Origin of the sequence: Legionella sp. PATHC039, from assembly GCF_026191275.1 — a bacterium.
In the GTDB taxonomy this organism is placed as follows: Bacteria; Pseudomonadota; Gammaproteobacteria; order Legionellales; family Legionellaceae; genus Legionella; species Legionella pneumophila.
The window spans coordinates 2,314,641-2,333,989 of record NZ_JAPHOP010000001.1; the positions used below are offsets into that span (position 1 = coordinate 2,314,641).

Consider the following 19,349-nt stretch of genomic DNA (forward strand, 5'->3'; position numbering starts at 1 on the left):
ACTCCTTTCTCGCAGGTAGAACCAAATATTCACTCAATTAAAGAAAAATACCAATCTTTTTTCATTCTATTTTATTGTGTATCTGATTATTTCATGAGTTGAGCTGTTTAACCCAGAGAACAAGGGATTACTATATCGAGACAGCCAAGTGGTCTTTATCGGTTGCAGCATAGTTCAATCTCTGTATTAATCGCTCTTTTACCGCTGGCCACTCCGAGAAAAGAATACTAAACATAATAGTATCCGTTATCACCTGATTATGAAGAATCATATGTTGGCGCAACACCCCTTCCTCCGTCGCACCCAGCTTTTTGATAGCACGATAGGAATGAATATTACGAGAATCTGTACCCAGTTCTACTCGATTAATCCCCCAGGCATCAAACGCCTGATGCAACATGAGTAATTTTGATTCCGGGTTTGCCGTTGTTCCCCATACTTTAGGAATGTACCAACTATAGCCTAAAGCCAGCCGTTTGTTTTCTGGTTGAATATCGTAAAATGAAGTAGCTCCTTTCAGATACCCTTCTTTTTTACAACGCACTGCATAAGTAATTTGGTCTCTTATAGACATTTTCTCAAGACAATCATCAAACCAGGAATTAAATAACTTGCCCGTTGCCTTTTGCGGCATGTATTGCCAAATTTGTTCATGATTTGCTGCTTTTCGCAACTCCTCACGGTGCTGGCTGGTAATGGGTTCTAGCTGAATGTATTTGCCATTTAAAATCTTGAGGTCTTTTGCAAGCAACCTTAAACCAGTCAGCATCATCAATCCTTATTTTGAAAATGGTGTCAAGATACCTTTATGCCATTAATTTATTGGTAGTTTTTATACCAAGAATACTTAAAACCAGACCATAAACCGGAACAAAAGCAATTAAACTAATCATGATTTTAAAAAAGACATCGACCATCGCAATTTCAGGCCAATTCTGACTTAAAAATGGATTGGAGCAGTGATAAAACGCGATGGTAAAAAATAATGCCGTATCTATGAAATTGCCTGCAACCGCCGATAGAGTTGGGGCCAGCCACCAGGCAGGCCGATTTCTATAGCGTTGGAAAACTGCCACATCCAGCAATTGCCCAACAACGTAGGCTATAAAACAAGCCAGGGCGATACGTAATGGCATGAGGTGTAAAACAGATAGACCGTTCTCATGCAAATTATTGCCTGCCTCAATATAGCTCGCAACAAGATAGGACAATATTAATCCTGGGGTCATACTCAGCATAATAATTTTCCGCGCCTTATTAGCGGTTGCTATCCTTGTTGTCAAATCAGTTAAAATAAAAATTGCTGGATAAGTGAACGCCCCCCAGGTCGTGTGAAATCCCATCATAGCAAATGGATATTGAACCAGAACATTACTGAGCGTTATTAGAAAAATATGACCAAGTGAGAACATCCATACTGAATTCAACCCAATTTTACCCTTCTTCAGGGAAGATTGCTCATCAAAAAAACCTTTCGCTTTCATGCTGACTATTATCACCAAATACTATGGTTGTTATTTTTGCATATGGGATAGATAAAACACAAGAAAATAAATGGCTCACTCCTTAACTAAGCAAAATAAACAAGACATACTTACAAATAACTGTTATAATAGCTCCAAATATTGCATGAATTCTTTCAAAAAACCTTTGAAAATTCCTATTTTTCCCCTCTAATTAATGCCTCATTTTCCCCACAAAATAATGAGTGATTAAACTCAGAGCCCACAATACCAATAGATATCAATAAGGAAAACAATGAGTTTTAAACAATTAGCGCTGATTGAGCCGCTAAACAGGGCAGTTAGTGAGTTAGGCTACACTACCCCTACCAGTATTCAATTAAAAGCCATCCCGCTCATTTTAAATGGGCATGATTTACTTGGTTCCGCTCAAACAGGAACAGGAAAAACAGCAAGCTTTGTATTGCCTATCTTACAAAAAGCCTGTCAGCAAACTCAAACCAGCCGTAATCGAGTTAAAGTACTAATTTTAACGCCCACACGAGAATTAGCCATCCAGGTCCACGAGAGCATAATCCAATATGGCAAATACCTAACACTGCGCTCGGCTGTGATTTACGGAGGAGTAAAAAGCCGCAACCAAATTAAACAATTAGACTCAGGCCTTGAGATACTGGTTGCAACACCAGGAAGATTATTGGATTTATATCAGCAAGGTGCTGTTAAATTTGATGAGATTGACACCCTGGTACTCGATGAGGCGGATAGAATGCTGGATATGGGGTTTATTCATGATATAAAAAAAATTATCAAATTATTACCTTTAAAAAGACAGAACCTGCTTTTTTCAGCAACCTTTACTCCTGAGGTACGTACTTTAGCCAGAAATATACTGAATAAAGCGGTTGAAATTGATATTGCACCAAGAAATACCGCGGTAAAAACTATAAAACAAACTGTTTATTCAGTAGATAGAAACCATAAGTTAGCCCTTCTGAGTCATTTACTTCATAAGAATAACTGGGGACAAACTTTGGTTTTTTCTCGAACCAAACATGGAGCCAATAAACTAGTTAAGCAACTGGCCGAATCCCAAATATATTCGGTTGCTATTCATGGCAACAAATCACAGGCTCAACGAACAAAAGCCTTGGCTGATTTCAAGTCAGGCAAAGTACAAACATTAATTGCAACAGACATCGCAGCACGTGGCATAGACATCGACAAACTTGCCTGTGTAGTGAATTTTGACCTGCCTCATGTGCCTGAGGACTACGTTCATCGGATCGGACGAACAGGACGGGCAGGCGCCTCTGGATTGGCTGTATCCTTGGTCAGCACAGAAGAAATCAAGCTGCTGCTGTCTATAGAAAAATTAATCAATCAAAAACTGGAGCGCATTAAAATTAAGGATTTTGAGTTTTTGCATAACTTTTCAGATTTAGTCTCAGCCAAAATTCAAAAATTTGCGCCGCCAAAAGCGGGATATAAAGGCAATATCAGCAGAAAATCCAGGACCGCTTTTAATAAGATCGCGTAAATAATTAGCTTTTTAAATGCCACTAAGATAAAAATAAATAATATATACTTAGTGAATATAAAGATATTCTTACATATCGCTTTGCCAATTACACAATTTTAGGCACCAAAGAGGAGAAATGATGTTTGGTTTTTTAAATATGACTTTATGGGGATATCTTTTGACCGGTTTTGTCCTGACTCACATCACCACCACTGCTGTTACCATTTACCTGCATCGCTACCAGACACACCGCGCATTAACTCTGCATCCTCTTGTCAGCCATTTTTTCCGCTTCTGGCTTTGGTTAACGACCGGTATGACCACAGCGGAATGGGTTGCGATTCATCGGAAACATCATGCCAATACTGACATGGAAGGGGATCCGCATAGCCCTCAGGTATTTAATATAAGAAAAGTATTTTGGCAAGTTCCAGAGTTATACCGAGAAGCCTCTAAAGATAAAGACATGATTAAAAAATACTCCTATGGTACCCCCAACGACTGGATAGAGAGCAAATTATACTCTCCCCATGCGAACAAAGGCATATTTTTAATGCTCATACTTAATCTTTTCTTGTTTGGAATTCCTGGAATTACCCTTTGGGCAATCCAAATGATGTGGATACCTCTTGTTGCTGGCGTGGTCAATGGAATAGGGCATTATTGGGGTTATCGCAATCATGAATCGTCAGATTCTTCAACCAATGTTTTTCCCTGGGGTTTATTGATTGCTGGTGAAGAATTGCATAATAATCATCATACCTTCGCCTCCTCAGCCAAATTTTCCATTAAATGGTGGGAATTTGATTTGGGTTGGTTTTACATAAGTTGTTTATCTTTTTTAAAGCTTGCCAAAGTAAAAAAATTACCCCCAAAACTGATCATTGACAAGAATAAATCTCATATAGATGTAGATTCGGTAAAAGCTATCCTTGGCAATCGCTTTCAAGTGATATCTGATTATTACAAGCTGGTTATATTTCCTACTCTGCGTGATATGCAATACCGCATAAAAAATAGGGATTTAAAGAATGCTCGTCATTTACTCAAGAAACCGAACGAACAGCTATCCCATGCTGATCAGTTGCGATTGAAAACATTACTTAAGCAACATGACAACTTGCAAGCGGTTCATAATTACCGCGAATTATTACAGCAGATATGGCTAAAAACGTCCCTATCCAATAAGGATCTTCTTAATTTAATACAAAAATGGTGTAGCCAGGCCGAAGAATCCGGACTGCTTGTGTTAAGGCAATTTGCATCACAATTAAAAAGCTATTCTCTCTGAAGTTTTGCAAATGCTTTTATTCCTTACCATGACAGTGAGATTAGTCATGGTATCAGGATTAAATTTATATTATCGTACAATAAAGACTAATCAAACAGCTCCAGGATTTTCTCTGGCGGGCGCCCGATAGCAGCCTTACCTTTAAATGTGACAATTGGGCGTTGCATTAATATAGGTTCTTTTACCATAGCTTCTAAAACTTGCGACTCATTAGCCAGAGACAAACCCAATTCTTTAAAAACATTTTCATTCGTGCGCACCAAATCTTCAAGAGCCAGGTGAGTCCGTAATCTTTTCAACTGTTCCAGATCAAGAGGAGTTTTAAGATATTCAATGATAATGGGTTCAAAACCTTTGTTTTGCAGTATTTCCAATCCTTGTCTAGATTTTGAGCATCGAGGATTATGATAAATAGTAATTTTTTCCATATTCTTTTTAAATTCTTTGCCAAATAAATTAAAACTATAACACTTTTCTTCGCTTTTATCCTTTCCGCTTTGCAAAAACACAAGCAGAGGGTTTTAAACTGAAATCTAACATTCATACTAATTTAACAACTCACCTGATATAGAATAATCAGATGGTACTTACCGTTGATGACAAACCACGCATCCATATCCCGAATTAAACATAATCGACTGGTTGGGGTCATTGGATTTTTGATTAAAATGTTGCACATTGGCTTTCGCATTCAGAATACGTTTCTCTAACATGTCTTTATACGGCCATTTATTGTAATTTTTAGTCAATTTGGCATTGCTGTATATTTTTATCCCTGTTTCGGGATCTCCTGATTTAACTAACATATCCCCCATATTCATAAAAAAACCTTCAAAATTATGAGGCGCAATTTCTGAATTCCAACAGGCTCTTTGGGCACCTATTGTTGTTTCCCTCTTCATATAAGGCGTAAAATCAGGATTCTGTCTACTAATCTTCTCACCAGCACAGATATCCAAAGTTTTCCATTGCCAATCCAAACCCTTTTTAAAATGATCCGAATCAGCACTTAAACTACTCATGGGGTACCCTGCAGTAAAATAATTAAATTCAGGCCAATTGCTTATCGCTTTCTGTAAAGTAAAGTATCCCCTGACTTCTTCTTGTTTGTCTTTAAAAATCTGCCCTTCTACTAATTGGGTATCGCCATAAAATCCTTGATAAATTGGGTTTTCCGGATCCAGTTGCAGAGCATCAGCAAAGTATTTTTTAGACAAAATAATTTCATTGGGAAGCAAGGGAGAGTTATTTTTTACTCTTTCCCGCTCCGTAATTTTCCAAATATGAATAAAACCAAGATGGGCCGCTAATTTCGAATCATACGGATTCTCGAGGTAAGCTGCCATCAGCAAATAATCCGCTTGAGGAATATCCTGATATCGCCCCTCATGAAGGGTTCGCCAAAAATATCGCTCTGCCCGAGTAGCCAGTGGACTATTAGATAATTGCTGTTTTTTAGGTGGCGTAGTCAGTAATGCCATTTTTTCACAAGCCACCAAATTAAATATCATGAAACCTAACAAGCCATAAGATAAACGCACGCTCTTAATCCCTTAATCCTTTTATTTATTTCATCCCTATGTTTTATCTTGCTTTAGACGCCAACTCAATAACTCATTACCAAGTCAGCGCATCAGAAATATAGGCAGGAACCAATCATATCATTCATAAACGATATAACGCGGCCTCCTAAGTGGCAAGTAGTTGAGAAAAAATAATCACTCCCCATTACAGCTTACAGCACAAAACAATCTGATTTTCTAATTAATCTAAATTAAATGGATAGACGACTTAGACTTTCGTCTTCCATTTCTTCAAATTTATGTTTATGAACTCTTTTAATTAAATCCAAGATGTCATATTTGTACAGTGTGAGACTTGAAAGTTTTCCGTTGAAATCGTCCTTCTCAGGAGCACGCTCTAAATCTGAAAAAGTTAGCGAATTTTTATTTTATTCTTTGAAATAGCCTATACTTTTTAGTAACAACAAAAACATATTCTTCATGGAATTTTAAACATGACGACTAACTCATGGAAAGATAAACTGCAAAAGCAATTAATACAACAATGTGGTGCCCAAAAAGGGAGGCAACTCATTGATAAATATACCGAAACACTGTCAATGAGTTATTGCGAACAGCATTCTCCGGAAGAGGCACTCCAGGACATTTTACAAATAGAAAAACTGTCCAAAAACAATCCCCTAGTCATCGATTTTTATGAAACTACTCACTCACAATATCCTCTTCACCTTAAACTCTATCGGTATGAGACTCCAATCCCTCTATCTGACATCTTGCCTATGCTTGAAAACATGGGGCTACGCACTTATACCGAACGTCCTTATAAAATCAAAACACAAGAAGGACAATTATTCTGGATTAGTGATTTTAACGTAACCTATTCTCAAACCGATTCACTCAATATTGCCCTAGTCAAAGACATTTTTGCGGAGGCACTCATTAATATCAATCTTGGTATTTGTGAAAATGATGGTTTTAATAAATTGGTGTTATGTGCTGGACTTTCCTGGCGAGAAATTACTATTTTGCGAGCTTACGCAAAATACCTGCATCAAATTGGGATTCGTTACAGTCAATCCTATATTGAAAAAACCATTGAAATGCATGCTTACATTGCGCGGGAGCTGATTCACTTTTTTTATTTGAAATTTGCCCTTAAAAAGAAATCTTCTTTGCAAAAAGAAATGTCTGCATTTGAACAGAAAATTCAAACAAGCATTGATGCGATTAGCAGCCTCGATGAAGATAGAATTATGCGTTACTTTTGGGCTTTGATGAAAGCGACTCTTCGTACTAATTACTTTCTGATGAACAACGAGGAGCAGCCCAAAGATTACCTCTCCTTTAAATTAAAGTCTTCTGAAATTCCGGATTTACCACCAGGCCAACCACTTTATGAAATTTTTGTGTACTCAACTCGTTTTGAAGGAATTCATTTACGCAGTGCCAAAGTAGCGCGAGGCGGTATTCGCTGGTCCGATCGGCCAGAAGATTTTCGAACTGAGATTTTGGGACTCATGAAAGCGCAAAAGGTAAAAAACTCTGTAATTGTCCCCTCTGGCGCCAAGGGAGGTTTTGTCTTGAAAAAGCCGCTTCACTCAGCCAATCGTGAACAAATTCAACAGGAAGTAATCTCTTGTTATAAATCGTTCATCAGTGGTTTACTGGATCTCACCGATAATCTAATCAATGATAAAACAATCCCTCCACAGAATATTGTATGTTACGACGAGCCTGACCCGTATCTGGTTGTTGCTGCTGACAAAGGAACAGCTACTTTTTCTGATATTGCCAATAGTATTGCCAAGGAACATGGATTTTGGCTAGGTGATGCCTTTGCTTCTGGAGGTTCCGCCGGGTACGATCATAAAAAAATGGGGATCACTGCCCGTGGTGCGTGGGAATCTGTCAAAAGACATTTTCGTGAACTTGATATCAATATTCAGCAACAAGACTTTACGGTAGTAGCTATTGGTGATATGAGTGGTGATGTATTTGGCAATGGCCTCCTTTATTCAAAACATATACGACTGTTAGCCGCTTTCGATCATCGCCATATTTTTCTTGACCCGGATCCTGATCCTTTAAAATCTTATGAAGAAAGACTTCGCTTATTTAATTTACCTACCTCATCCTGGGAAGATTACAACTTGCAACTTATTTCTAAAGGTGGGGGTGTTTACAAACGCTCAAGCAAATCTATCCCCATTAGTCCTCAAGTCAAAAAAGCACTGACCATAGACGCAAATGCCCTTACGCCCAACGAACTTATCCGAGCACTCTTAAAAGCACCAGTGGATTTACTATTTAACGGCGGCATTGGAACCTATGTCAAAGCAACCACGGAGTCACATGCCGATGTTGGCGACAAGACTAATGAATTCTGCCGCATTAATGGCGCAGAACTACACTGCAAGGTAGTAGGAGAAGGAGGAAATCTGGGTTTTACTCAACTTGGACGCGTCGAGTTTGCATTAAAGGGCGGTCTTATTAACACTGATGCGATTGATAATTCCGCCGGCGTTAACTGCTCTGACCATGAAGTCAATATCAAAATTCTTTTAGATAAAGAGATCAGAGAAAAGAAGCTCACAGAAAAAAAACGCAATCAATTGCTAAGCAGAATGACGGACGAAGTCGCCGATCTTGTTTTGCAAGACAACTACAATCAAGCCTTGATTTTAAGTATATCGGCAGCTCATTCTTCTCACTATAGTGGCTTATATCAGGATTACATGAAAGAATTGGAAAAGTGGGTTAACCTTGACAGAAGCGTTGAATTCCTTCCTGACGATAAAAAACTCCTCGAACGCAAAACCACTGGCGCAGGGCTGACAAGACCAGAGCTTGCTGTTTTAATGGCACACACCAAAATTCATATTGCTAACGAATTATTAAAATCGCATTTACCCGATGACTCATACTTTACAACTTTTTTGGAAACAGGTTTTCCCATCTCGCTACGAAAGCCCTATGCGAAAGCCTTGCCAAAACACCCTTTATCTCGTGAAATCATAGCGACGCAACTGAGCAATAAGCTGGTTAACAACATGGGAATTACTTTCATGTACCGCATGCTGATGGAAACCGGTATGTCGATTGCTGATATTGCCTGCGCTTACACTATTTCAGCCTGTATTTTCCAAACGGATGTCTTACAAAATCTGATTGATTCATTTCAAGATAAAATATCTTTATCCACCCAATATGAATTATTACACCATATTCGTCAATTGCTCAACTTGGCGACACGCTGGTTTTTGCATAATAATCGACTGGCCGGAGGTATTGAAAAAAATATTAAAAATTATGGCACGTCAGTCAAAAAACTTGAACAGTTGATTCCCAAGCTCATGGGTGGTGTCACTAAAGAATACCTTGAGAAACTCATTAGCCAATTTGTCAGTATTGGCATTGAAAAAGATATGGCTCAAAAAATTGCTATCACTCGGGCTCTTTATACTTCATTAAATATCATTGAAGTAGCCACGCAAAATAAATTTGATTTATCGCTTGCTGCAGAAACTTACTTTAAAGTTGGCAGTCAATTTAATCTCGTTTGGTTTCGCGACCAAATAGCCAATGACTCACGTGAAGGTCATTGGAATACCATGGCTCGCCTGTCTTTGCGTGATGAGTTAGATAATCTTCAAAGACGTTTGACTATTGCCATTTTAACAACTAACACCAAAGAACGCACTGCTGAAAAATTGATAAACTATTGGCTGGAACAAAATCACCCCATTCAAAAACGCTGGGAAAAGTTATTAGAAATGTTATTGGGTAGCGAAAACATAGATTACACCATATTTTTTATCGCTTTGCGTGAACTGTCCTCATTAATTCAAGTATTGTGAACAAGGGTAGTTACTAATTGATTAAATGATTGAAATTATCAGGAGAAAGGAATGGTCTTACAATTTGATACCATCATTTTAGGTGGAGGGAAAGGTGGGAAGACTCTTGCAATGGATTTAGCAAAAGGCGGCCAGAAAGTCGCGATGGTTGAAAACAATCAGATTGGTGGGACCTGTATTAATGTGGCATGCATACCTACTAAAACGCTTGTTCAGTCAGCTAAAATGGCACATTACTGCCGTAAAGCAAAAGACTATGGATTAAATACCACATTGGAATCAATTGATTTTAAAGCAATTAGAGCACGTAAAGAGGCTGTAGTGAAAGGAATGCGTGAAGCGAATTTAAAACAATTTTTAGATTCAGGGATGGATCTCATGTTAGGACATGGTCATTTTATTGGACCAAAAATGATTGAAGTTATTCTTTCCTCACCGCGAGACAATCAAAAAATACTGCACATTACGGCTGAAAAAATTATTATTAATACAGGCGCCCTGCCATACATTCCCCCAACTCCGGGGCTTGATAAAGTAATTTATTTCACCAATGATAGTTTAATGAACATCAACACGGTACCCAAACATTTATTGATCATCGGCGGTGGTTATATTGGCTTAGAGTTTGCTCAAATGTTTCGCCGATTTGGTGCCGAGGTCACCGTAATCGAAGCCAGCCGTGAATTCCTTAGCCGGGAAGACAAAGACATTGCTGAACAGGTTTTTAATACCTTATCCAATGAAGGCATTCAATTTGCTATCGACACAAAGATTAATGCCATTCGTCAAGAGCAAACCGAAGTAATTATCGAGGTTAATCGACAAGGTCAGTCAGAGATTATCCGTGGCACAGCCATCCTGGTTGCAGTAGGGCGTATTGCCAATACAGCAGGATTGCATTTGGATAAAACTGGCGTTGAGCTTGATGAGCGTGGATTCATCAAAGTCAATGAGTTTCTCGAAACGACAGCGGCAGGGATTTGGGCATTGGGCGATGTCAAGGGAGGGGCACAGTTTACCCACCTGTCTCTTGATGACTATCGTCTGGTGAAACATAATTTACAAAACCCTCAGAAAAAGCTTTCTTCCCAAAACAGGCTTATTCCTTACACAGTGTTTCTCGACCCGGAATTAGCACGCATTGGAATTACTGAAGCTCAAGCCAGATCCCAAGGCCGCCCAATTAAAATCGCCACAATTCCGGCAGCTGCAATTCCTCGCGCCAAAACCCAAGGGGAAACAACAGGTGTTTTAAAAGCGGTCATTGACGCTGAAACTGATTTGATTTTGGGCGTTTCTATTTTCTGTGCGGAGGCAGGGGAAATATTAGGCGTCATCCAATTAGCAATGGAGTTAGGTATACCTTATCAAAAATTGCGCGATATGATGTTCGCTCACCCTACTTTAGTGGAAGGAATCAATCTGTGGTTTGCACAAATAATTTGAGCAGATATAAACCTTACTCACCATTTTTCATAGTGCAAGGCAAATTGTTAATTGAGACGTTTCAATAAATCCTGTGTATAGGCAGTAATCAGATACAGCCGATACACACTTTTTTATTTAATTTATTGCTGTGACTGTACTATTCTACATGGAACGTTTGCTTTTTATTGAATAACGAGAGGATAAATTATGAAAATAGTGTTGATTGGTGCTAGTGGGATAATTGGAAGAGCAATCATTGCTGAATTAAGCCCAAGACATGACATTATTTCAGCAAGCTATAAAAATAGTGATATTCAAGTGGATATAACAAGTAAACAATCAATCGACGCAATGTATAAAAAATTAAAAAATATCGATGCGGTCGTGTTGGCTACCGGTAAAGTGCACTTTGGTGCTCTAAAAGATATGGGTGAAGATAATTATAAAATTGGTTTGACCAATAAATTAATGGGGCAAGTTAACGTAGTCTTAGCCGGATTAGAATATATCAAAGAAAATGGCTCATTTACATTAACAAGCGGAATATTAAATCGCGATCCCATTCTCTATGGAAGTTCTGCCGCCATGGTTAATGGCGCATTGGATGGTTTTGTTAAAAGCGCTGCTCTAGAAATGCCAAGAGGTATCCGAATCAATTGTGTAAGCCCTACAGTAATTACCGAAGCCATGGAAAACTATGGCTCCTATTTCAGAGGCTATGAATCTGTATCCGCTGCCCGCGCAGCACTCGCTTACAGCAAGAGTATTGAGGGCGCTCAAACAGGTCAAATCTATTGTGTAGGATAAATTAATATTATTTTAAAAAACAGCAAGCTTGGTTTTGTATGGTATTACAGAAAAATTAACATGAGTTATGAATAAGATTGGTTGTTATCTCTAACCAATAAAGGCTAAAGAGGAATTTATGCCGTCCATGAAACTTCCCTCTGATTTTTTCTCTTCTTCGGCAACGTTTTTTTAGGTAACTCGAGTTTATTTTGGAATTGTTTATTTGGCAATTTGATCTCTCATAAATTAGAAACTACAATTAATGTAGTTTTTTTATTCTTTTTGTTTAAAAAATCAATATGAGAGAGCTATTCAATAAACTTAAAAATCATGGATGTTCGGCCAAACTCTGTGATGAAAAGGAACAACTCAGTGGAAATGAGGTACTAGAGCAAGTTCAGATTTATTCTGCTTCATTTTATCCGTTGATTTGTCCCCGATCTAGAGTAGTTCTGATTGGGGAATATCATTGCAATTGGCTCATAGCATTTTTCACATTAGCACAAATCAATGCGGTTATTATTCCTTTGGATAAGGAGCTTCCTCCAAGTGAAATGAAGAAAAAAATTGAATTTATAGAACCTCAATTTATTTTAAGCCTGTCTCATCATTTACCTTACCTTGAAGATTTTGTTGAGCAAGATAGGGGTCTTTCCATAGGAATTATCTATATAAATCAAAAAAATAAACCACTCCAACAGGATGAAACCCTGGTAATGATTTTCTCTTCAGGAACCGGCGGTAAAGAAAAACTGATTAAATTATCAGCTTTTACCGTTTGCGAAGTGGTTAATCTTTACATCAGGGAAATGAACCGATATCAATGCTTTAATGTATTAAACGTTCTTCCTCTTACAGCCATTTACCCTTTATCTATTGTCATAGCAACCCTTCTTAACGGCGGACATGTTATTTTATCTAATCCCAAAAGCAATCTCGTTAAACTAATGCAGGATGAAAATGTGGAGTGCCTACCTGGTGTACCAATGCTTTTGGATAAAATTTATACAAACATACAAAATAATCTTAAAAAACAAAAGCACTTCAAAAGAATAGTCTTTAACAGCATTTATTCTATACTTTACCTTTTACGTCAAAGATGGAATATCAATTTCGGACGTTATTTTTTCGGTAGCATCCATAACGCATTTAACCCCAAGTTAAAAATCATACTTTCTGGTGGAGCAAATTTTGATAGAAACAAACTCAATTTTTTAGACACTCTTGGGTTTCATATCCTTGAAGGATATGGTCTCACAGAATTAGGAGGAATTGTTAGTATCAGACGAAATAACCCAGAGGAATTTGGTTCGGTTGGAAAAGTAATTGAAGATATAGAAATCAAAATTGATGAATCTAGTCAGGAAATACTGATTAAAAGCCCAAGGCTTTTTAGCGGCTACTATAATGATGAATTTGCGACAAAAGAAGCAATGCATGAAGATTGGTTTAGATCTGGTGACATAGGGTATTTTGATCAACACGGATATCTACACATTGTAGGGCGTTTAAAAGAAGTTATTATCAAAGCCGATGAAACCAAACTACTTCCCGAAAAACTGGAGGAATATTATAAGACGATAGTACAAACTGATGATTTTGCTATAGCAGGGGTCCCCCATTCCAATCAATCCGGTGACAAAGTAGTAATTTTTATTGCTAATGCCGATGTAAACCAACGCCAGGAGATATTATCTAAAATTCAGCAAGCCAGTGATTCATCCCATACACAATTCAAAATTGATCAGTGTCTTTTCGTGCAGGAATTACCAAGAAATAAGCTTGGGAAAATATGCCGTCAAAAATTAATCAAAGAATACTATGCCAGCATTGTGCAGGAGGTAAGTAATGAATCTGAGATACTTGAGATTTATGAAAAAAAATTTTAAAAAAATTATTTCTCAGTCCTTTTTTTGGTCCTTATACTCTCTAAAGCAAGTTTTTGCTTATGATCTTGACAAAAAAAATATCAGGGCTACTTTTAGCCAAAAAAAATTTTATAAGCACAGCTTGGTAGATCAACTTTCTGCTTCTGCACGTATTACGACCTATTGTATTTATCGTGGTGAATTCAATCTTCAGCTTTTTGAACAAGCTGTCAATTACGTCTTTTCTCAACATGAAATCTTTTTTACAACCTTTTACATAGAGAACGATGAATTGTATTTTAAAGTCCATGAAAAAAACCTCGTGAAAATTGATTTTATTGATTTATCGCAGATAGATAACTACCTAAACGTAGAGCATACCTGCGAAGAAATTGCTTCAGTTGCTATGGATCCAAGAAATCTTCCCCTTTACAAAATTGCAGTTATCTTGTTACCCAACTATTATTTTAAAATTGTCTTCTGCTTTCATCACATGATCATCGATGGATGGTCCTTTTATTATTTGCAATCACAGATTTCCAAGGCTTATTCCCTTTTAGTTGATAAAAAAGAACTACCAATAATAAAACGTAAAGTACAATTTAGTGATTATATTTACATCGAAAACATGGCCAATCGACTATACGAAAAATCAAGGCTAGTCTTCTGGAAAAGTTACCTCGAGCAAGCCTCTGCATTAACACTCCCTTTTTTGAATAAGCCTACTGCATCAAGCAAAAAAGCCAGAAACATTGGCCTTTTGATGAACAAAGCCATTTTTAATGCGCTTAGAGACTTCAAAACAAAAACAAAGGTTTCCAACAATACCGTCCTGTTGGCCGTATTTATCACACTTCTATACCGTTACTGCCGCCAAGAAAGCATAACAATCATTATTCCTCGCTTTGCTCGCTTTCACCCCAAACAACAGTCGATAGTGGGACCCATGCTTGATGGATTGCCGCTGATCATCAATATGCATGACGAAATAACTTTTATTGAAGTAATAGCCGAAATAAAAAGAGTCATGTCTTTAATCATGAGCTATGATGATATTCCTTTTGATTATCTCCTAGAAAAATTACACAAAGATCAGCATATCGATCTCGATTTTTTTAAAAACTCAGTGATTTTTAACTACATTTCGGCTGAATGGCGAACAAATCTTGAATTGAGGAATGCAGAATTCATCAAAGAATCGTTTATCTCTAACTCAATATCTAATTTATTTAACTTTTATATTGTTGGCGGAAAAATAAAAAAGGAAAACGCGCTGAGTTATCAAATTTCATTTCAAGAGGAATGTATTGATCCGCTAATGGCAAGATTTTTGGTTGATCAATTTGAAGATCTATTGCAAACTGCCATTAACTATCCCCAAAAGCCCATTATTGAGTACCAACTGCTGACTCATTATCATGATTTAAAGGAACCAAATTTAAGTCATGATCTTAAGTTACCAAATCTACCACTAATTACTCAACAGCTATTAAAAAGCTTTAAAAATAATGCTGCAAGACCCTCACTAATGACTAACGGCGAACAATACTCATATCAACAATTATGTGAGAAAATTTTAGGCATGTTTCAAGCATTACAAGGTATAGAAAATTGTGATGTTTTCATTATAATGGGGCAACGAAATATATACTGGTATGCTACCCTTCTAGCTAGTCTATTTCTCGGTAAACCTTTCTGTCTTATTGATGACAAATCAGATGAACAAACCATTTGTAACAGAATCGAATCATTAGATAGTTATATTATCATCTCCAGCTCTGAGTTGCATGAAAAAACACTAGCAATTGTTGATAAATGTCAGCTTTCAGTTATACGTGCTGATGAACTCTTTCCTAAAATAATCACATCAACACTGGATTCATTGCAAGAGGCTTCTGACAAAATAAACCCCGAGCAACTTTGCTACCTCATTTTTACTTCAGGATCAACAAATAAACCAAAGCTTATCAAAGGCAATTATCTCGGTTTGTCTCATTTCGTCGATTGGCAAGTTTCCCAATTTAACTTAAACAATACAGACGTATGCGCACAAATTACTAATGTACATTTTGATGTTTGTTTACGTGAGATATTTTCACCATTAGTTTGTGGTGCTGAATTGGTTGTTCCTAGCATACCTCTAATAGACAATGCGCTATCTTTTATTGATTGGGTCGATGAAAACAATGTTACTTTTTTCCATATTGTACCAAGTTTATTTAGCACTATTTTAAAAAACAGCTGTGATTATGGGGCTCATAGCCTCAGAACAGTACGCTTCATATTCTTTGCCGGAGAAGCATTACACTTAACTTTAGTTTCTACCATCAGACATATGTTTTACGGATATGGATTTTTAGTGAATTTATATGGTCCTTCAGAGACTACATTGGCCAAGCTTTACTACATGGTTCCAGATTCCCCTTTGCATCAAATTATTCCAATAGGTAAACCCTTGCCAGGTAGCCAAGCCCTGATCATGAATAAAGGTCGGTTATGTGGAATAGGCGAACCAGGAGAAATTGTTCTCCGGACCCCATATAGAACTATTTTGGCTTCTAATGATAAGAGAGTGATTGCTAATCCTCATTCGAAATCGCAGGATGATTTACTCTACGCAACTGGCGATTTTGGATTGTTAAAGCCTAACGGCGATATTTGCATTCTTGGCCGCATAGATTCAATTGCCAAGATTAACGGGGTACGCGTTAACTTGAATCGAATACAGCAAAATTTAATGGAGCTTTCTTTCATCAAAGAAAGTTGCGTAACTATTAATTTAAATGAAAATCAAACAACACAATACATTGTAGCTCATGTAGTTATTGACAAAGAAGTGAAAAAAAAATTTACTGAATACATGATTAATAGCAAACTGAAGAAGAAAGACCCTTTCTGCCTCACTCCGAATGCTTATAATGTAATGGATAAATTACCGAGATTATCCAGTCAAAAATACGACAGAATGAGATTATCTCGTGTAAATATTGAAGAATTAAGTCGATTGAATACGGTTGATTCTCAACAAAATGCAGTTCCCAGTAACACCGATGAATTAAAAATTCATCAGCTCTTATGTTCTGTGACCAATCAAAAGGAAATCTCTTGCAATAAAATGTTTGACCACTTAGGTGTTACTTCTTTACAAACGGTGCAATTCTTAATGAAATTACAACATAAATTTTCTAAGTCTTTAACGCTTCAGGATATATTTAGATACAATACTATCCAGAAATTAGCATTGCGGTTGAATGCAGGGTCAACTCTAAAAGAACTTGATAATCCTCTTAAAGGGGTTAGCGCTAACTACCTGACCCAATTTGCAAAACTACCTGAACTTAAACTTGGAACTGGGAAAAATTTGGTGCTTAAACCGCCAAAAAACATATTTTTAACTGGCGCATCAGGCTTTTTGGGTAGATTTTTACTCGTAGAATTAAACAAACAATTTCCCTCTGCGACGATACATTGCCTTGTGCGTAGTAATGATATTAATGAAGCTTTATCCAAGCTAAAAAAAGGGCTAAGTATATGCCTGCAAGAAAACAACATAAATTTCAATCAAATTAAAATCATTCTTGGTGATTTGGAAAAGAGCCACTTTTCCTTAAAAGAAGAAACCTATCTGACCTTAGAAAAGGAGATTGATTTAATCATCCATTGTGGTGCTTATGTAAATTTTATTAGTGATTTCAATACATTATATCCATCAAATGTCCTCGGAACAAAATCCATAATTGAACTAGCCGCCTCACGTAAAATTCCGATTCACTATGTTTCAACAGCAGGTATCTTTCCAGGAAGGCATGAATGGGAAAAGGTCGAAATTAGGGAAGATATAGATATTCATTTTGAGGATGAATTTCCCTTGATTGGAGGCTACGCCCAGACAAAATGGGTAGCAGAATACATGCTGCATAAAGCTAGAAAACTTGGAATTCCCGTCAGTGTTTATCGATTTGGACGAATTAGTGGTGATATGTTAACCGGAAAATGGCCTACTCACGATTTTGTCTTAGCTTACCTAATCTCTATGGTACAATTAGGTATTGCACCTGATCTTTCAACTAAAATTGAAATGATTCCTGTTGATATTGCAGCAAAATTGATGATCAGTGCCTGCGTCAATGATCTTGATGGAAATCAAACTTATCATATTATCAATCCTAATCAAATCTCCTTCAGCGAACTAAAAAATCTTTTTACGCAAATCGGGTTTAATCTACATATAGTTCCATATCAAGCATGGAAAGCAGAATTAGAAAATGCTGTTTTAAAGGGCAAAGAACATGCCCTAACTCGCTTTCTTACATTATTCCCGGAGATCGCTGAGGATTTACCCAGGTTAAAATTTAACCGAAAATTTTCAACTAAGACTATAGAGCCTATCATTAAGAAAACTGGAGTTAATTTTCCTCTCTTGACCAAAGAGATGTTGGCCTTTTATTTGACCAAAAATACAAATTTTCAAATAAATCCTATATTTATCCAAGGAGAGAGAAATGAATCGATTTGATCCAAAACTAAAAACACCCATCCCATGGATAATCAACGCATTGACTTGCTGGTTACTTATTTTGGGTAGTGTTTACTTTACCAACCTATATTTAAATCCTGTTTCCTTTACGCTTTGCATAATGATTGTGGCATCAAGGCACCACGCCCTTTTGCTGCTTGGGCATGATGCAGCACATTATCTTGTGAGTAAAAATAAAAGCCTCAATGATTTTTTTTGTTATCTTTTTGTTTCGCCAACAGGATTTGCCCTTAAACGTTATAGAAAATTCCATTTTTTACACCACAGGCATTTAAATACAGAGAGAGATCCTGAAATGCATTTTAGAAGTGAGAAAGTACCTGATTACAAACTACCTAAGACCAAAAAAGATTTGATCAGGATATTGCTGCAACACTTCACGTTGGTCAATTATCGTTATACTATTGAAATTTACTCTATGTTTAGACCTTCCGGCTTGATTGATTACATATCAATTTATGGAAGCATTCTCTTGATTTTGTCTATCGTTGCCTGGAATAAGACTTACTGGGTTTATATACTCATTTTACTGATTTACTTAATTTTTTTTCCCTTACTGTTTCGATTTAGAACCTGGACTGAACATTGGGGATCTGAGTACGCCCATGTGATTAGTGCTAATCCAATTGAACGGTTTTTTCTTTACCCATGTAACACCTGTTACCATAAGGAACACCACTTAAATCCAAGCGTACCTTATTGGTACCTGCCTCATTTAAGAACAGAAAAGGACAAAGCGCAGGCAATAAGCACAAAGCAATTGCTGGGTAAACTATTCTCATGTGCATGCAAAACTAATAAATAATATTTTATAGAAGATACATCAAAAAATTATTTTGATACCCCATTAAATGTTTTATAAACCACTGCAATTTAGGCAATTTCAATTTCTGATTTTAAATAACCCATCCACTTCATTTAATACAGTTCAAATTAAATGTCCGAATATCATGATGTTAAGATGCTTCAAGTTAATGGCTGTCGAATTAAGTTATCTTAGTTTTATATTTGTTTATGAGTTTTTAGTACAAGTTTTTCTACTCAGATTTTAATAAGCAGATTGTCTTTGTT

General features: G+C 37.0%; 12 protein-coding genes. 8 read left to right on the forward strand and 4 right to left on the reverse strand.

Going from position 1 to position 19,349, the window contains the following annotated elements; genetic code table 11:
- Positions 1 to 130: 130 nt before the first annotated feature.
- Positions 131 to 769: a GNAT family N-acetyltransferase gene (locus tag OQI99_RS10595; protein ID WP_265731885.1), complete on the reverse strand. Its 639-nt coding sequence runs from the start codon at positions 767 to 769 to the stop codon at positions 131 to 133.
- A 37-nt stretch (positions 770 to 806) separates the two neighbouring features.
- A complete protein-coding gene (locus OQI99_RS10600; protein ID WP_265731886.1) occupies positions 807 to 1,484 on the reverse strand; it encodes a 7-cyano-7-deazaguanine/7-aminomethyl-7-deazaguanine transporter in 678 nt (225 codons plus the stop codon).
- Positions 1,485 to 1,758: 274 nt separating this feature from the next.
- Between OQI99_RS10600 and OQI99_RS10605 the strand changes: the two genes are divergently transcribed.
- Positions 1,759 to 3,003, forward strand: a complete 1,245-nt coding sequence (locus OQI99_RS10605) for a DEAD/DEAH box helicase (protein ID WP_265731887.1) — start codon at positions 1,759 to 1,761, stop codon at positions 3,001 to 3,003.
- Between the two features lie 118 nt (positions 3,004 to 3,121).
- The gene (locus OQI99_RS10610) at positions 3,122 to 4,276 is read left to right on the forward strand and encodes a fatty acid desaturase (protein WP_265731888.1); all 1,155 of its coding nucleotides are present in this window, start codon (positions 3,122 to 3,124) and stop codon (positions 4,274 to 4,276) included.
- Positions 4,277 to 4,362: 86 nt separating this feature from the next.
- On the opposite strand, the gene arsC is transcribed toward OQI99_RS10610, so the two are convergent.
- A complete protein-coding gene (gene arsC / locus OQI99_RS10615) occupies positions 4,363 to 4,704 on the reverse strand; it encodes an arsenate reductase (glutaredoxin) (RefSeq protein WP_265731889.1) in 342 nt (113 codons plus the stop codon).
- Positions 4,705 to 4,863: 159 nt separating this feature from the next.
- Positions 4,864 to 5,817 (reverse strand): hypothetical protein, encoded by a 954-nt coding sequence (locus OQI99_RS10620; protein ID WP_265731890.1) that lies wholly within the window; start codon positions 5,815 to 5,817, stop codon positions 4,864 to 4,866.
- 476 nt (positions 5,818 to 6,293) lie between these two features.
- Here OQI99_RS10620 and OQI99_RS10625 point away from each other — a divergent pair, with 476 nt between their 5' ends.
- From OQI99_RS10625 to OQI99_RS10650, 6 genes are all read left to right on the forward strand, one after another.
- Complete coding sequence (locus OQI99_RS10625) at positions 6,294 to 9,656, forward strand: NAD-glutamate dehydrogenase (protein ID WP_265731891.1); 3,363 nt, start codon at positions 6,294 to 6,296, stop codon at positions 9,654 to 9,656.
- Positions 9,657 to 9,707: 51 nt separating this feature from the next.
- On the forward strand, positions 9,708 to 11,102 hold the full coding sequence (locus OQI99_RS10630) for a mercuric reductase (protein WP_265731892.1): 1,395 nt from the start codon (positions 9,708 to 9,710) through the stop codon (positions 11,100 to 11,102).
- Between the two features lie 189 nt (positions 11,103 to 11,291).
- Positions 11,292 to 11,891 (forward strand): short chain dehydrogenase, encoded by a 600-nt coding sequence (locus OQI99_RS10635; protein ID WP_265731893.1) that lies wholly within the window; start codon positions 11,292 to 11,294, stop codon positions 11,889 to 11,891.
- A 281-nt stretch (positions 11,892 to 12,172) separates the two neighbouring features.
- Positions 12,173 to 13,762, forward strand: a complete 1,590-nt coding sequence (locus OQI99_RS10640) for an AMP-binding protein (RefSeq protein ID WP_265731894.1) — start codon at positions 12,173 to 12,175, stop codon at positions 13,760 to 13,762.
- The gene (locus OQI99_RS10645; RefSeq protein WP_265731895.1) at positions 13,722 to 18,257 is read left to right on the forward strand and encodes a thioester reductase domain-containing protein; all 4,536 of its coding nucleotides are present in this window, start codon (positions 13,722 to 13,724) and stop codon (positions 18,255 to 18,257) included. Before OQI99_RS10640 ends, OQI99_RS10645 begins: the two co-directional genes overlap by 41 nt.
- Entirely contained in the window at positions 18,244 to 19,083 is an 840-nt protein-coding gene (locus OQI99_RS10650; protein ID WP_265731896.1) for a fatty acid desaturase, read from the forward strand. The genes OQI99_RS10645 and OQI99_RS10650 overlap by 14 nt, the downstream gene beginning before the upstream one ends.
- Positions 19,084 to 19,349: the final 266 nt, after the last annotated feature.

What these genes read in the sequence shown, in the direction of transcription:
- OQI99_RS10595 (WP_265731885.1), bottom strand. Translation starts at nt 769, where the DNA reads ATGCTGACTGGTTTAAGGTTGCTTGCAAAAGACCTCAAGATTTTAAAT.
- OQI99_RS10600 (WP_265731886.1), bottom strand. Translation starts at nt 1,484, where the DNA reads ATGAAAGCGAAAGGTTTTTTTGATGAGCAATCTTCCCTGAAGAAGGGT.
- OQI99_RS10605 (WP_265731887.1), top strand. Translation starts at nt 1,759, where the DNA reads ATGAGTTTTAAACAATTAGCGCTGATTGAGCCGCTAAACAGGGCAGTT.
- OQI99_RS10610 (WP_265731888.1), top strand. Translation starts at nt 3,122, where the DNA reads ATGATGTTTGGTTTTTTAAATATGACTTTATGGGGATATCTTTTGACC.
- arsC (WP_265731889.1), bottom strand. Translation starts at nt 4,704, where the DNA reads ATGGAAAAAATTACTATTTATCATAATCCTCGATGCTCAAAATCTAGA.
- OQI99_RS10625 (WP_265731891.1), top strand. Translation starts at nt 6,294, where the DNA reads ATGACGACTAACTCATGGAAAGATAAACTGCAAAAGCAATTAATACAA.
- OQI99_RS10630 (WP_265731892.1), top strand. Translation starts at nt 9,708, where the DNA reads ATGGTCTTACAATTTGATACCATCATTTTAGGTGGAGGGAAAGGTGGG.
- OQI99_RS10635 (WP_265731893.1), top strand. Translation starts at nt 11,292, where the DNA reads ATGAAAATAGTGTTGATTGGTGCTAGTGGGATAATTGGAAGAGCAATC.
- OQI99_RS10640 (WP_265731894.1), top strand. Translation starts at nt 12,173, where the DNA reads ATGAGAGAGCTATTCAATAAACTTAAAAATCATGGATGTTCGGCCAAA.
- OQI99_RS10645 (WP_265731895.1), top strand. Translation starts at nt 13,722, where the DNA reads ATGAATCTGAGATACTTGAGATTTATGAAAAAAAATTTTAAAAAAATT.
- OQI99_RS10650 (WP_265731896.1), top strand. Translation starts at nt 18,244, where the DNA reads ATGAATCGATTTGATCCAAAACTAAAAACACCCATCCCATGGATAATC.